Source organism: Thioclava sp. ISO4, from assembly GCF_058105145.1.
Genome location: NZ_CM176571.1, coordinates 2,835,889 through 2,850,562 on the forward strand (window position 1 = coordinate 2,835,889; position 14,674 = coordinate 2,850,562).

Below are 14,674 nucleotides of genomic sequence, written 5' to 3' on the forward strand. Positions count from 1 at the left end.
TAGCTTGTGTCAGTGTCTGAATTTCGGGGGCAGCTAACTTTTAGCTCTCTTATGGACTTTGCAGCGTTAACGGCAGCTATCAAAACCTATCACCACGAATAGCCTTGGCTCGCAAATTTGGCGTTACATTGGCCAGCCACCTCTCCCCCGCATACGACGCAATTGATGAACTGCGTTGACAGGAGACCGGAGATGCACTTGGGAATCGACAGTGGAACCGCCCCAGCAGGCGAGCTGGCGGACATGATCGAATGCCATGCCCTCATTCTCTTCACCGGACGCTACCACGAGTGCGTGGAATGAATTCCGTCCGCAGACGGTGGCATCCAGGCTCAGTCAGCTCAAATCGGCAGACTGGAACCGACAAAGGGGACAGGTTTCACAAGGAAATAACGTTGCGCGGCATACCTAAGCTGACCTTGTCTTCCAGAAAGCAAGTCCTGAAGGACCTCTTCTCGACGCTTGCAAACGATATCAAGAGATTTGATCCGACCAGACCTCAAAGCCCTCAAGGGTATTCATTCCAAAGGAATGGATCAGCGGAACATCGGCAGCGTCGCGCCCTTGTGCCACAAGGATGCGCCCGATCCGCGGGGTGTTATTGCGTGGATCGAAGACCCACCACTGACCGTCCAGCCAGGCCTCCATCCAAGCGGCGAAATCGCCAGGCGCGTAGGGCGGCGGCTGTCCAATGTCGCCGAGATAGCCAGTGCAATAACGCGCTGGGATATTCATGCATCGACAGAAAGTGATCGCGAGATGAGTGTAGTCACGACACACGCCTTGCGCCTCGGCATAAGCCTGTGCGGCGCTTCGCGTGGGACGTGCGGCGAGATAGTCGAACTGGATGTGGGCGTGTACGAAATCGCAGATCGCCTGCACGCGCTCTCGGCCCGGTTTCGTGCACTCAAAAAGGCGCCAAGCCGTCTCGGACAAGACGTCGGTCTCGCAGTAGCGGCTACCCAGAAGATAGACGAGTACTTCGCCCGGCAACGTTTCTATTCGGTCTGTCCCTGACTCAGGCGGCATTGGATCGACAAGACCATTGTCTGCAATGATGGTGTCGGTGCCTATGCTGAACAGGCCTTCGGGAGCGACAAGACGTGTGCACCAATTGCCGAACCCGTCGCGATAGGCACTGAGCGGGACCTTTGGCGTGGTGATAACGTGGTCAGGATATTCCAGATCACCAGCGCGCGAGAAATGCACATTGAGCAGAGCTATCATCGGGGTCGGCTGGGTCAGTCGGAGATCAAACCGGCAGCCGATCTTGATACGCAATTTGTTGTCTGCGTCCTCGGACGTCGACGGATTGGACGGGGGCGGCGATGCCATGTTGCTTTTTCCTCGATGTGTATGCGGTCGGGCGCCCACCTATCCAGATCGGGCGCGTGGTTCGGGCCTCTTATTCGCAGAAAATCAGGAGATCGGCAGAAGTAGTCTTGCGAACTCGGCGAACTCGCATCAGCGGTCCCAAACCTGGGCAGGTATTGATCTCAATATGGGGGCGGCGCGTGTGATTGCGAGCTCTGTCTTTCTCGATCGCGCTCCCGATGATCTATCCTAATATGAAATCCCGCTTCTCGGAAAACGATGTTATTTCTTTCACAACCACTCTGTAACGGCCACGCAAAGCGTGTTGGAGCCAAACTTCACGTTTGTTGATTAAATGGGAGATTTGTCGGCTGAGCGAACGTCCGACAACTGAAATTGCTGCGCTTGGCAGTCAATTTCAGGTAAGGGGAACCGTGGCGCGGCGAACGGAATCACAGTCAATGGCAGTTGTGGGCCGATTGCGGAAGGCTGATGCAGATGAATTTCTCCGTTGGCTGTCCCTTTCCAAGACTGGTCCGCCCGCCCGCGCTTCGAACGCAGCTGCCCCACGCACTCCCTCGTTCGACACGCCTTTTCCTCACCGGTGCGCAGGGGCCTCTACTCACTAGACAGGCCGCGCAATCGTCCTTCGGCCGATAGCGCGTCCCGTGCGTTCGCTGGGGCACAGCCCCAGACCCGGCGCCGCTGCGCGCCGCATGGGGGAAGCTCCACATCCCCCAAACCCCCAGGGCAGGGATCGTTCGCCACTTTCCCTGCACCCTAAGGCGCCCATCCGGCGGACCGGGGGAGACTTTCGCCAATCTCCCCGGACCCTCTCGGCGTCCTTCCGACGGATCGAAGAGGCGCGCGCCACCCTCTCCGAACTCTCCCGGCGCCCCCGGCGGGTCGAGAGGGATGTCACCCCTCTCGACGCTCTCCCCGGCACCCGCGTGATCTGCCCGCAGACGGGCGATCAATGGGTCGCGGGAGGGCAGGCCACGGCGCATGTCTTGCTTGCGTGCAGCGTCTTTGACGCACGCAATCAAGCCAAGCCCCGAGGCCGCGTATCGGGGTTCGTTGGTGAGGTTCCGCGCGTCGTTTTCCTTTTCAACGACACGAGGCACTCATGCTCCACGATCGATACCTTCGGCTGCTCCCCGGTGGACAGCTCAAACCCGGCGATATCTTCCTCATGCGCTTCCCTTATGGCTCCGACCGCAAACGTGATGGCGAGTTCGACATCCCGCCCGGCACGCGCCCTTGCTTGCTCCTCTCGCGCGGGCTGATCGGAGATACACCGATGAACATCGTCGCGCCCGGAGTTAGCCCCGAGGGCCGGCTGCTGCGCGAAGACGACATCGTCATTGCTGGCGACGATCAAGCCGCCGCTTGCGGGCTCTATCGCCCCACGATGTTTCGCGCATCGCATCGGCTCTTCATCGCGACCGGGTCCGACTTGTTCGAGCGCAATTCTCGTATCGGGCGCCTCGGCCCGGCACAGCGCGAACAATTCGAAGCGGTCGAGACGCTGCTCGCAACCGCACCGCGCGAGGTTCGATCACGGCTTAGGCCGCGTGTCGCGATCTACCGCCCGAAACCTCTCATCCAACCTTAGAGCGCGCCGCCGATCGGGGCTGCAGCGTTCGTCCGCCTTCTCACCGAGGCGGACGGATCTTGCAGCTCTGCTTCGTCTCCTGACCCCCAAATTTTCGAAAGATCACACATGACCCACGATAAACATCCCTCCGAACTCACCGCTGCCGAGCTCCGCGAAGAACGCAGCGTGCTCGCAAACGTCGTCCATGGAGCGACCGCGACGCCGTCCCCGAAAGACCTCGAGAACGCGCCGCTTCTCGAAGACTGGATGCTTTTCACTGGCTTCGAAGACATCTCGCTCTTTGGCCGCCTGACGGAAGCCAGCGGTCGGACCCGAAAGCTGATCACGCGAGCTCTCATCGCGCTCGATGACGATCTCGAGTGGGTCTATCTCGAAGACGGATACATGCGCCTCGGACCGCGGTTCTCCGTCGAAGAGTCCCCGCCGCATCTCGCGATGCGAGCCGTCGCGACAGATCTGAGAGGGATCCGCACGCAACTCGAGGGACAAGCATATTGGGCGCAGAAGGCGCTCGATGCGCTCGGCGAGATGCGCTGCGATGCGTGATCGCGAATTTGCGAGAAATGATCCTGACGGGATCGGCTGAACCGCAACCGCTGCGGCCCCTCGACGAGGGCCGCAGCGCCCGCAGTTCAGCTTTGAAAGGATGTCAGATGTTTCAGCAACCGAACCTGATTGACGATGTAAAAGCGATGGCACGCGTGGCAATCGACGCTCTCGATGCGCTGCCGGCTGACGCTTGTCGGGGAGCAGAGAGCGATCGCGATTTTTGCGAACGACTTGTGACTAAGGGCGACGTCTTTGGCGAGGATTTCCGGGAGGCGGGTGCGGAGATTCTGCGCCACCTCGCGCGGATCGAACCCGAAGAACGATTTGCACGCGAACTCGACAGCGCGATGCGTCGACTGCGGGACGCAATCAACGGGTCGCATCGCATTGTCGCGGATCTCGGTGCCGAGTGCACGACCAGCATCCAGCGAGCCGCATGATGAAGATATGACGCCGAACGGCATCGAAGAGATAGCGGTGGTAATCCGCCTGGGCGCGCCAACAAATCCTTTCCGCATATGCTCCAAACTCAACCGGAACCGGCGCGCCCAAAGTTTCTTGAACCCAAGCTGTTCTGCGCTCAGGACATGCAGCGTTGCGGTGCTTGAGCTGTAATAGGCTCTTTATCGACGAATTTAACTCGCGCGGCCCTGTTGACCGAGACGTCGATGTCTGCCTTGAGCTGATATTGACTATGATCCTGATCACTGCGGTGCAGGTGACCTGCCGTTGGCTACCAAGCGCAGCAATTTCAGTTAGGTGAAGTTCGGATTCTACCCGATTTGCACGGCCGCAACGGATTGATTGTGAAAGATATAACGCCGGTGTTAGCGATGAGTGATCGCGGCTTTCTCACGGAGGGCGAGGCGCGTCTGGTTCTTGCCGCGGCAGAGCAGATCCGCAGAATCATCGCAGGCGGGATTTTCGTGCGTCGGCTGTGACTGGGAGCGTCCGGCAGATGGCGGAGTGCCCCTGCATGTTCGCTCACCAACAAGTCTGACTTAGACAAAAATTGGCGAATGGCTCGAACCCTAACTCGCATCGACGAGATGTTTGGAGGTCCGCAGATGCCGATCGACCATTTCTGTCGCTGATGTCGAAGCGAGCGAGATTATCCGCGGTCCCCAGACGCAGCTGCAATACGGGACTTCAATCTTTATCTCGTTGCCGACCATTCGCAACGACAATTGTTTCTGGGGGTACGCTTCGTGTCATCGATCGTGCCCCGCGCGTGATCACCCAGGAAGCCGAGAAGCTGTTCGAAGCTCTTGCCCGGCTGATCTCGCAACGCTCACTGTTCCGGATCAGGATCTTTTGCCCCAAATGATCAGATGAGCGGCAAACTTTTCGAGATAGGCAATCGTATCGCACGTTGAGTTTGAGAGGTCTCGGTCGACATGTGGTGAGGCGGAATACCTGATTTCGCGGTGACGAGCTGTCATTCCACCTCCGAAACTGATCCATGTGAGCGCGCCAAGCGAAGAATTCCGCATATATTGTTGGCAAGGCGCTTGGTTCCGCCTCCTTTGGGTCGCGACGGGTTTCATTGTCCTTACACAGCCCAAAACAGGACAGCGCATTGCGCGCCATACCTCGGATCTTCTGGCTGGAGACCTATCATGTCACTCATCAACCTGGCCATCACGCTGGTCGTCGTCGGCATCGCCCTCTGGGCAGTGAACACTTACATCCCGATGGATCAAAAGATAAAGACGATCCTGAACGGGTTTGTCGTGATCGTCGTCGTGCTTTGGCTGTCTAGCAGCTTCGGCCTGCTGGAAGGGCTCGGAGCAATGAGAACCTATGACTGAGGGCACACATGGCTGACGCGGTGCCGTCCTCGGTGCTGGCCCTCTCAGGGTCGGTGACGCTTGACACGCTTGATGAGGTGCGTGCCCTACTTTGCGGCGCCGAAACCGTGTCCCATGTCGATCTCTCGGCGGTTACGGCTCTCGACACTGCCGGGGCCTGGTTGCTGCTCGGTCATCAAGGGATGCGCATCGAGGCAGCAGCCCCCGCGCAGGACCTTCTGTTGCGCAGGGTTGAGGCCGCAATGCCGCCCCCGCGCAAGTCTGAACAGCGAGAGGCGCGGCTCCAGCCAGGCGACGTGCTGGCGGACGTCGGCGCGAGGGTCGCCGGTTTCATTTTAACGAGCGCGCAAGGCATCGGCTTCACCGGGTTGATCGTAGCCCGGCTGGCGATGACGCTGGTGCGTCCGCGCCGGCTGCGGCTGACCGCGCTTGTCCATCACATGCAGGACGTCGGGCTGAACGCCGTGCCGATCGTGGCGCTGATGGGGTTTCTCATCGGCGTCGTGCTGGCGTTCCAGGGAGCCACGCAGCTACGCCAGTTCGGGGCGGAGGTTTTTGTCGTGGACCTCATCGCGGTGTCGATCCTGCGAGAGCTTGGTATCCTTCTGACCGCGATCATCGTCGCGGGGCGTTCAGCCTCGGCCTTTACTGCCGCAATCGGGTCGATGAAAATGCGCGAGGAGATCGACGCCATGCGTGTGCTGGGCCTTGATCCGATCGAATTGCTGGTGCTGCCTCGCCTTCTGGCGCTGGTGATCCTGCTGCCGGTCCTGGGCTTCGTCGCCAATCTCGCCGGACTGGTTGGTGGTGGGCTCATGGCCTGGTTCGAGCTTGGTATCTCGCCCAGCCAATTCCGGACACAACTCCTGGCGAATGTCGGCGCAAGCCAGGCGATGGTGGGCCTATCCAAGGCCCCGGTCTTTGCGGTGATCATCGCACTGGTCGGCTGCCAGCAGGGTTTCCTGGTCAAGGGCGATGCAGAGTCTCTGGGCATGCGGACCTCGCGTTCCGTGGTCATCGCGGTCTTCCTGGTGATCGTGGTGGATGCGCTCTTTTCAGTCTTTTTCGGTCTCTCGGGGGTGTGATGGAAGGCGAGGCCGTCATCACGATCCGCGGGCTGACCAACCGGTTCGGCACCACCGTCGTCCACGAGAACCTGTCGCTCGACGTGATGCAGGGTGAAGTGCTGGGGGTCGTCGGCGCCTCGGGCAGTGGCAAATCGGTGCTTCTGCGCAGTATTGTGGGGCTACAGACGCCAAGTGCTGGTCAGATCAACTTGCTTGGCACGGATGTGCTTGGAGCGGACCCGGCCGACCGGGCGAGGGTAAGCACGCGCACCGGCGTGATGTTTCAAGACGGTGCGCTATTCTCGGCGCTTACCGTGCGCGAGAATGTCGAGGCGCCGATGCGCGAGCGGTTGGCGATCGACCCCGACACCCGCGCGGCATTGGCCGATCTTAGAATCGCGATGGTTGGCCTGCCGCCAGAGGCGGGCGACCTCTATCCGGCCGAGTTGTCGGGCGGGATGCGAAAGCGTGCGGGTTTGGCACGTGCCCTGTCTCTAGATCCGAAGATTCTGTTTCTGGACGAGCCAACGGCGGGCCTCGATCCGATCGGCGCCTCCGCCTTCGATGGGCTCCTGAATTCGTTGAGTGAAGCCTTGGGCCTAACGGTGTTTCGTAACCATCCGGCGTGGACCGCACATGGGAGCAATTCTCAGGTCGTGCCCTTGGGGGCTTTGGGTTTGCGGGCCCGCGGGGCCCATTTCTTGGCAAGCCGGTTGAAGCGTTCAAGGATGCTGTCGATCCCGGCATCTTCGGCGTCGAAGTCCCCACCGGACCAGTGGAGCATGTCCTCGTGTTGCTCGTGATCGGGATCGGCGAGGGCTTCGAGGAACTCCTCGTAGCCCCAGGCACCGCCGACGTCCTCGGGTGGACAGGCACCGGTCGCCTTGAGAAGCCGTGGGTAGATCATGCCGGGGATGGCCTCGTAGACCCGCTCGATACGGATGCTGTGGTCCCAGTCATCGCCGAAGTCATAGATATACTGGATCGTCCTGGCACCGGTGTCCTCGAGCACCTTTTCCAACGTCGTCTTCTTCGCGTCCATGGGGCCGTCGTAGAACCCGTCCGGGTCGGGCACGCCCCAACCGGCATCACCGGCGCGGAACTCGTAGAGGTGGGTATCTGTCCAGCCCATGGCAGCCTGTATGACCGCATGCAGCCGGTCGAGCCTGATCTTCAGCGGCACCTCGATATGGCGCATCGGCTGCGGGTCGACGTCGTTCAGGATGATCCGGAGGCGGGCGATCAGGGTCATGCGGCTATCCTTTGCTCAGCCCGGGCCCAGTTCCAGGGCAATAGATCCGGCACCCGGGAGGCGGTCGTGCCAGGCAACCGGACGAGGACATCGGCGAGCCAGGCCTGAGGGTCGACATCGTTCATCTTGGCGGTGACGATCAGGGAATACATGAAGGCGGCGCGGTCCCCGCCGCGCTCGGAGCCGGCGAAGAGCCAGGACTTGCGGCCAAGGGCGATGCCGCGCAGCGCCCGCTCCGCGGCATTGTTCGTCAGGCAGATCCTGCCGTCCTCGAGGAACCCGGTAAAGGCTGGCCAGCGCTCCGCCTTGAACATGTAGTCGATCGCCTTGGCGACCGGGTTGTGCTTCGACAGCCGGTCGCGCTCGGCACGCAGCCAGTCATGAAGCTCCTCGACCAGAGGCCGGGACAGCTGGTGCCTGGCCGCCTGCCGTTTTGCAGCCGTCAGCCCGTTGATTCCGCGCTCGATGCCGAAGATCGCGTCGATACGGGCCACGGCCTCCAGCGCGACGGGGGAGATGTCATGGGCCGGCTTGCCCTTCCGGGCGTTCCCCTTGATATCGGCGAGCTCGAAGAACTTGCGCCGGGCGTGGCTCCAGCATAGCGCAGACTCGACCGGCCCCGGGTCACGGTCGGCGCGGTAGAGGTCGTTGTAGCCCCCATAGGCATCGGCTTGCAGGATACCCTGCCATCCGGCGAGATGCCGGTTCGGGTTGGTCATTCCTCGGTCGCGGGAGAACTGGAACAGCGCGGCAGGTGGAGCCCCGCCGCCGAAGGGTCGGTCATCCCTGACATAGGTCCAGAGCCGGGCGGTTTTTGTCCCGCCCTTCGCCAACAGCGGCACTGTCGTATCGTCGCCATGCAAGCGGTCGCCATCCAGAACATGGGCACCGATCAACGCATGGATCGGCTCCAGCGCGGCGGCGCAGGCGCCAACCTGGTCGGCGAGCGTCGACAGGCTGAGATCGACGCCTTCCCGGGCATAGCGTTCGGCCTGGCGATTGAGCGGCTGATGCTGTCCGAACTTCTCAAAGAGGATCGTCGCCAGCAGGTTCGGGCCAGCCCATCCGCGCGGCGTGGCGTGGAAGGGCGCCGGCGGTTGGCTGATCTTCTCGCAGGTCCGGCAGGTGAACTTCTCGCGGACGGTCTGGATCACCTTCCACTGCCGCGGGATCACCTCCAACGTCTCGGTGACGTCTTCCCCCATCTTCACGATGCGATCCGAGCCGCAGCAGGAACAGGCCGTGGGCGCCGCGATCACCACGCGCTCGCGCGGCAGATGCTCCGGGAAAGGCTTGCGCGCCGGGCGGCGACGTTTGAGCCCCGCGACGATCGTGGTCTTCGCCAGCTTCTCGGCGGCAATCTCGTCTTCGGTGGCCGCGGCTTCGAGTTCCTCGAGCTGCAATTCCATCTGGTCGATCAGTCGGGCGCGGCGTTCCGAGCTGTGGCCGTATTGCTCGCGTCGGAGCTTGGCGATCTCGAGCCGGAGATGCTTGATCATCGCCTCGGAGGTCGAGACCACCGCCCGGGTCTGCGCTAGCTCGCTCTCGGCGGCCTCGGCACGGGCCTCGGAGGCCGCGAGCGCGGCGCGCAATCTGGCAATCTCGGAAGCGTTGTTCGACATGGCCAAGACCTACCATGCCGGCATCGGAAAGCCCATGCAAATAGGGTCGATGAGGCCAATTTATCCCGCCTTTGCAGGGCGTTGGGTCCAGCGTGGATTGCGCCAGTCGATCCCCTCCAGAAGATAACCGAGCTGGGCCGCGGAGATCTGCACCGCCTCGCCGCTTCCACTGGTCGGCCAGATGAACTTCCCCGCCTCCAGCCGCTTGGTATAGAGCGACATGCCCACCCCGTCGTGCCAGAGAAGCTTGACCAGGTCGCCCTTGCGCCCGCGAAAGCAGAAGATCTCGCCGGCATGCGGATCGCGCCCCAGACCCTGCTGCACCGTCAACGCCAAGGTGTTCATACCGCGCCGCATGTCAGTCACTCCGCCCGCGATCCAGACGCGCACCCCCGCCGGGAACGCGATCATGACGGATCCAGGGCTTGCACGAGGCGCGCCAGCACCATCGGGTCAATCGTGGCCGCCACAGACAGGCGACGGCCATTCGCGAGGGTAATATCTGCCATCAGGACCTCGGCTGTCTCTGGCGTCGGAACCGGTGCAAACGGTCCGCCTTGATCCTCAGCTCCCTCAGGAGCGGCGATGGCCAACGGTGTGAACTGCGGTCGTGCATCGCCGCTCGTCAGCCTGCCTTCGCGGTATTGGCGACGCCAGCGCACCAGCAGGGTGCGGCCAATATCATGACGTCGGGCTGTCTCGGCGACACGCCCTCTACCGCCAAAGCTTTCTTCAACGATGCGCACCTTCTCTTCATCCGTCCAACGCCGACGGCGCCCGGTATCGGTGACAGAAAGGATCTCAATTTCGGGTCTGTATCTATGGTCGGACATAGCTCCGGACCTACGCCGCCTGCCTCAAGTCCGAAAGACGGTCCTCCCCGGAGCCTTACGGTGTTTCTGGTGACCCACGACCTCGACACCTTGCAGGCCACCTGCGACCGGATCGCGGTGCTGGCGCAGCGACGGGTGCTGGTGACTGGCACTCTCGCTGAGATGCGGGACTTCGACGATTCTTGGGTCCATTCCTATTTTCACGGGTCGCGCGCCCATGTGCCGTTAGGGTTGGAGGAAGACTGATGGAAACTCGTGCGCGCTTCATTCTGATCGGTCTGTTCACCATCTTTGGATTTCTTTCTGCGCTCGGGTTCATGCTGTGGCTGGCCAAGGTCGATCTCGACCGGACCTATGCGCAATACGACGTCCTCTTCGGCACCGTCACGGGACTGAACCAGACAGCTACCGTGCGCTACAATGGCGTCGATGTCGGAAGGGTTTTGACCATTGCTCTCGATCGCGACGATCCCGCGCTGGTGAGGGTGCGCATCGAGATCCTCGCGAACACGCCGGTGCGCACCGACACCATCGCTACTCTTGCCTCCCAAGGGGTTACAGGGGTCGCCTTCGTTGCGCTGGAAGGCGGCAGCGCCACGGCGGCGCGCTTGGCGGTGGAGCCTCCGGCAGAGGTCCCGGTGATCCGGTCGGAGAAATCGGTCGTGCAGGACCTGATGACCAGCGGCCCCGAGCTGCTGGCCGAGGCGACCGCGCTTATTTCTCAGATTCGGAGTTTTGCCACGCCCGAGAACCGCGATGCGATCGCGGGAATCCTCGCCAACCTGCAGAACGCCACCGGGCGGGTAGATGCGCTCGCCACCCGAGCCGAGACAACGCTCCTCCAACTCGATACGGCGCTGGACGCAGTCGAGACGATCCTTGCTTCCGGTGATGACCTGCTGGAGCGTGACATACCCGCGCTGGTCGCGGGCCTGCAATTAGCTGTCGACAGTACGGCGGGGGCCATGGATGGCCTGCGAGGCGCGACCCGAAATGACCTGCCGCGCCTTTCGATGCAGATCAGCGGCCTGATCGCGGACGCACGTGCGGTGATCGCGCGGTTTGACGCTCTCGCTCGCCAGATCGGCAGCGATCCGGGGCGTTTTCTTCTCGGCAACAAGACACCGGACTACAGGAGAGCCCAATGACCCTTTCGCGTCGCAACCTTCTATCGCTTTCTGCCATGGCTGGCCTCGCGGGATGCAGCGCCGTGTCTGCGGTCTCGAGGGCGAGCGAACCGCTTGACACCTATACGCTCTCGCCGCTCGCTCCGACACAGACGCGGCCCGGAGGCTCGCACCACTTGGTCGTCGAGATGCCGACGGTCGGTGGCGAGCTCGCCACCGACCGTGTCCTGATCAAGGTGTCTCCACTTCAGGCCGAGTATCTGCCCGATGCTCGTTGGTCCGAGCCAACTCCGGCCATGGTGCAGACGCTTCTCGTTAACTCGTTTCTCAATCGAGGCGGGTTCCGGCTGGTCAGCAGGGTGGGGGCAGGGCTTATGCCTGATTTCACGCTGATGTGCGAGATACAGGCGTTCCAAGCCGAACTGATCGGCCCCGACCCGACCTCGGCCCAGGTCCATCTCGCCTTGCAGATGACCCTAATCGGCGAAGCTGACCGCCAGATTATTGGAACGCGATGCTTCGACACCACGAGGTCTGTAGCGTCGGACACTACGGTCGTCCTGATCGCAGGTATCGATGCGGTCATGCAATCGGTGCTCGGCAATGCCGTCGGTTGGGTGCAGGCTTCGGTTTGATATGGCATCTTCGATACAGCAGGTTGGGCGTCAACGCGCCAGCCACGTCTTCGATGATGGGTCGATGTGGATCGTGTCTAGAAGGTCGCAGGATTTTTTTTGGCGGAGAGCTCGCGGCAGGTGAAATTGGCTCCGTTCAGGCACTCTAACGCGTTGGTGGTCCTTGCCGATTTTCATTGCGAAGCGTCAAGGCGGGTGAAGTTGAAGAGTTGGTCTCCGGTCTCCTCGAGAATGTGACCGACAGCGCAGCACTTGAGCTTCCAGTTTCGCGAGAAGACCTTGCGGCCGCGATTGGCTTGTTCTGTGTCAATTATCGCGACGAAAATCTTTGGTAAAATGCAAAAAAGGAGAGGTGATATGCAGTTTCAAATGAACACAGGTTCCGACATTCATGGCGATCGACATTTGGTTGATGACGCCGAGAAGATTGTCACTGCCGCGCTAGGACACTTGGCTCATCGTCTGTCCCGGCTTGAGGTGCACTTGGCCGATGTAAATGGTGCAAAAGGCGGGGCCGACGACATTCGTTGCACCATTGAGGCGCGCCCCGAGGGGATGAAGCCGCTGGCCGTCACCCATAGCGATGCGAATGCCAAAGCTGCCATGCACGGTGCAGCGAAAAAGCTCCGGACCCTTTTGGATAGCGAATTCGGAAAGCTAGCACGCCGCTGACCCGCCACGGGATTTTTCGGTCACCATCGATTAGGCCAGACCCAACTTGCACTGCCTTCGCTTTTGGACCGCGTTACAGCGCGGACTTTTTCGGAACGGTGAGAACAGAACCGGACGTCGCGGCTCGCCGCAGCGAGTGTACCGGATCTTCCCCAACTGAGCGCGAGTCCGCTCCTGAGGCGAACGCTAGGGCGGGCTCGTTCGCCATGAACTTGAGCTTCATGCCAACCTTTTCCCATCGCGAGTTTCAGTTTCTTCGTGATCGCGTTTCCGCGCTCTGACAGATGAACCCAGCTTCCTTAGTAGGACACCGACACTAAGGAGCTTTTCATGCCATCCGCCCATATCACCGCCGCCAACGATACACTTGGTGAATCGACGACAGTGCCACCAGCCTGCAGCGCAATCGCACGGTTGCTGGCGCGCGCTGTTGTCCGGGATCTCGCGAATACGATCCCCGCCAACAGCCCTACCGCGCCTCGAAAGGACGAAGCACAATGACGAAACGTGTCGCGATCTATGCTCGCTACAGCTCAGGTCTCCAGAAGCAGACTTCGATCGACGATCAGATCGCGATGGCGGAGCGTTTCGCGGCCGAGCACGGATGGGTGGTGACACATCGTTTCACGGATTATGAGAAATCGGGCCGCAACACGCGCCGCGAGGGACTTCAGGCGCTGTGTGCTGCTGTCAACGCGCGGCAGGTCGATGCGATCGTCATCGAAGCCGTGGATCGTCTGACACGCAAGATCGCCGACGCGCTCAATCACTACGAGCTGTTCCAGTTCCAGCAGGCCGAGCTCTATTCGGTTGCCGAGGGTCAGCAAGACTTCTTCAAAGTTCTGATCAATGCGCTCGGCGCGCAGCTTTACGCGCAGATGATCGGCGAACACACGCGCCGTGGCATGGTGCAGGGGCTCACCCGGAAACGGCTTCACACGAGCGCATACGGCTACCGCAAGCGTGACGGTGACGAAGGGCTAAACCGCGAGATCGATCCCGAGGAAGCAGAGATCGTGCGCCGCATCTTTCGTGAGTTTGCCGACGGGCATTCGACGCAGGCGATCGTAAAGCGGCTGAACCAAGACGGTATTCCGGCGCCGCGCGGTGGCACCTGGGACATCAGCACAATCCGTGGCAACCCGGCACGGTTCGAAGGCATGCTGCGCAATCGTCTTTACATCGGCATTGCAAGCGTCGCGAAGACGTCACGCCGCTATCATCCCGAAACCGGCAGCAAAGAAGTCTACGAAACCCCGAGCGCGGCCGCGGAGATCGAGATTCCGGCCCTCCGGATCATCGATCAAGAACTGTGGGAGCGAGTGGAGGGGCAGCTTGCGATCCAAGCCTCGAAGACCCGAAGCAAAGGCAACCCCGTCGGGGCCCGGCGCAGCAAGCACCTGTTGAGCGGTTTGTTGGTCTGCGGCTGCTGCGGCGCGACCTATGTGAAAGTCGGCCGAACCCATTTCGGCTGCCGCGAAGCCCGCAAGGGGGCGTGCAAAAACAAGACGACCATCCACCGCGACCGGATTGAGACGCGTGTCTTCGCGAAGCTTCGGGGCACCTTTCTGACGCCGGAACTGGCCGCGAGCTTCGACGCCGCGCTTAAGGCTGAGTACAAGGCGCTGGCGAGCGCCCAGGGCGCAGATACCGCAACGCGGCTCGAGCGTCGTCTTAAGAAAGCGCGTACGAGCCGCCAGCGGATCTTCGATGCCATCGAGCAAGGCGCGCCCTACAGTGCTTACAAGACGCGCGCGGAAGAGCTCGAACGTGAGATCTCCGATCTTGAAGCCGAGCTGGATCAGCATCAAAAGACCCGCGCAGTTCTGCCGCAACTTCCGACCGACAGTGCCGCGCTCTTTGCGCGCGCCGTGCAGGAACTCGAGACACTGCTCGCCGACCCAGAGCTCGTTCACCAGGCCAACGAACATTTGCGAGAACTCATAAGGCTGGTCGAGTTGAGACCCGACCCTGATGCACCCGATGCGCTTGCCGCCGAGATCGTTTCTGATCTCGGCGCTTTGCTTTCTGCGGGGGGCGTTACGCCGAGCATCGTCGATATTTTCAGTGCCAAGCGGCAACTATCGGTCAGGCACGGGGCGCTGCCCCCGCTTCGCTGACGCGAAGCCCCCCGGGATATTTGGGCCAAGCCGAAAGAGGCAGCCAGCGCAAGA

At 61.4% G+C, this 14,674-nt stretch carries 14 protein-coding genes and 2 pseudogenes; 11 read left to right on the forward strand and 5 right to left on the reverse strand.

Annotation, left to right across the window (positions count from 1 at the left end):
- Positions 1–474: 474 nt before the first annotated feature.
- Positions 475–1,335 carry a transglutaminase-like domain-containing protein gene (locus AC2TZ7_RS13905; RefSeq protein ID WP_489864682.1) on the reverse strand — a complete coding sequence of 287 codons (861 nt, stop codon included), beginning with the start codon at positions 1,333–1,335 and terminating at the stop codon, positions 475–477.
- A gap of 1,105 nt (positions 1,336–2,440) precedes the next feature.
- Here AC2TZ7_RS13905 and AC2TZ7_RS13910 point away from each other — a divergent pair.
- The 6 genes from AC2TZ7_RS13910 (at position 2,441) to AC2TZ7_RS13935 (ending at position 7,162) form a co-directional block, all read left to right on the forward strand.
- Positions 2,441–2,929: a hypothetical protein gene (locus tag AC2TZ7_RS13910; protein ID WP_489864683.1), complete on the forward strand. Its 489-nt coding sequence runs from the start codon at positions 2,441–2,443 to the stop codon at positions 2,927–2,929.
- 108 nt (positions 2,930–3,037) lie between these two features.
- Positions 3,038–3,478, forward strand: a complete 441-nt coding sequence (locus AC2TZ7_RS13915) for a hypothetical protein (RefSeq protein WP_489864684.1) — start codon at positions 3,038–3,040, stop codon at positions 3,476–3,478.
- A gap of 107 nt (positions 3,479–3,585) precedes the next feature.
- Positions 3,586–3,921, forward strand: a complete 336-nt coding sequence (locus tag AC2TZ7_RS13920) for a hypothetical protein (protein ID WP_489864685.1) — start codon at positions 3,586–3,588, stop codon at positions 3,919–3,921.
- A 1,179-nt stretch (positions 3,922–5,100) separates the two neighbouring features.
- Positions 5,101–5,292: a Thivi_2564 family membrane protein gene (locus AC2TZ7_RS13925; protein ID WP_489864686.1), complete on the forward strand. Its 192-nt coding sequence runs from the start codon at positions 5,101–5,103 to the stop codon at positions 5,290–5,292.
- Between the two features lie 8 nt (positions 5,293–5,300).
- Positions 5,301–6,377 (forward strand): MlaE family ABC transporter permease, encoded by a 1,077-nt coding sequence (locus AC2TZ7_RS13930; protein ID WP_489864687.1) that lies wholly within the window; start codon positions 5,301–5,303, stop codon positions 6,375–6,377.
- On the forward strand, positions 6,377–7,162 hold the full coding sequence (locus AC2TZ7_RS13935) for an ABC transporter ATP-binding protein (protein WP_489864688.1): 786 nt from the start codon (positions 6,377–6,379) through the stop codon (positions 7,160–7,162). Before AC2TZ7_RS13930 ends, AC2TZ7_RS13935 begins: the two co-directional genes overlap by 1 nt.
- A 2-nt stretch (positions 7,163–7,164) precedes the next feature.
- Here AC2TZ7_RS13935 and AC2TZ7_RS13940 read toward each other — a convergent pair.
- The 4 genes and pseudogenes from AC2TZ7_RS13940 to tnpA form a co-directional block, all read right to left on the reverse strand.
- Positions 7,165–7,611, reverse strand: a pseudogene (locus AC2TZ7_RS13940) (plasmid pRiA4b ORF-3 family protein); the annotation flags it as partial.
- A complete protein-coding gene (tnpC, locus tag AC2TZ7_RS13945; RefSeq protein WP_489864353.1) occupies positions 7,608–9,233 on the reverse strand; it encodes an IS66 family transposase in 1,626 nt (541 codons plus the stop codon). The gene tnpC and the pseudogene AC2TZ7_RS13940, both read right to left, overlap by 4 nt.
- 60 nt (positions 9,234–9,293) lie before the next feature.
- On the reverse strand, positions 9,294–9,644 hold the full coding sequence (tnpB, locus tag AC2TZ7_RS13950; RefSeq protein WP_009803441.1) for an IS66 family insertion sequence element accessory protein TnpB: 351 nt from the start codon (positions 9,642–9,644) through the stop codon (positions 9,294–9,296).
- Complete coding sequence (gene tnpA / locus AC2TZ7_RS13955) at positions 9,641–10,066, reverse strand: IS66-like element accessory protein TnpA (RefSeq protein WP_489864689.1); 426 nt, start codon at positions 10,064–10,066, stop codon at positions 9,641–9,643. The genes tnpB and tnpA overlap by 4 nt, the downstream gene beginning before the upstream one ends.
- Positions 10,067–10,120: 54 nt before the next feature.
- Here tnpA and AC2TZ7_RS13960 point away from each other — a divergent pair.
- The 5 genes and pseudogenes from AC2TZ7_RS13960 to AC2TZ7_RS13980 all read left to right on the forward strand — a co-directional run.
- Positions 10,121–10,312 (forward strand): annotated as a pseudogene (locus AC2TZ7_RS13960) (ABC transporter ATP-binding protein); the annotation flags it as partial.
- On the forward strand, positions 10,312–11,214 hold the full coding sequence (locus AC2TZ7_RS13965) for an MlaD family protein (protein WP_489864690.1): 903 nt from the start codon (positions 10,312–10,314) through the stop codon (positions 11,212–11,214). The pseudogene AC2TZ7_RS13960 and the gene AC2TZ7_RS13965, both read left to right, overlap by 1 nt.
- A complete protein-coding gene (locus tag AC2TZ7_RS13970; RefSeq protein WP_489864691.1) occupies positions 11,211–11,828 on the forward strand; it encodes an ABC-type transport auxiliary lipoprotein family protein in 618 nt (205 codons plus the stop codon). Before AC2TZ7_RS13965 ends, AC2TZ7_RS13970 begins: the two co-directional genes overlap by 4 nt.
- 357 nt (positions 11,829–12,185) lie before the next feature.
- Positions 12,186–12,500, forward strand: coding sequence for a ribosomal subunit interface protein (locus AC2TZ7_RS13975; protein ID WP_078601416.1), 315 nt, complete (start codon positions 12,186–12,188; stop codon positions 12,498–12,500).
- A gap of 497 nt (positions 12,501–12,997) precedes the next feature.
- Positions 12,998–14,620 (forward strand): recombinase family protein, encoded by a 1,623-nt coding sequence (locus AC2TZ7_RS13980; RefSeq protein WP_489864692.1) that lies wholly within the window; start codon positions 12,998–13,000, stop codon positions 14,618–14,620.
- The last annotated feature ends 54 nt before the right edge of the window (positions 14,621–14,674 follow it).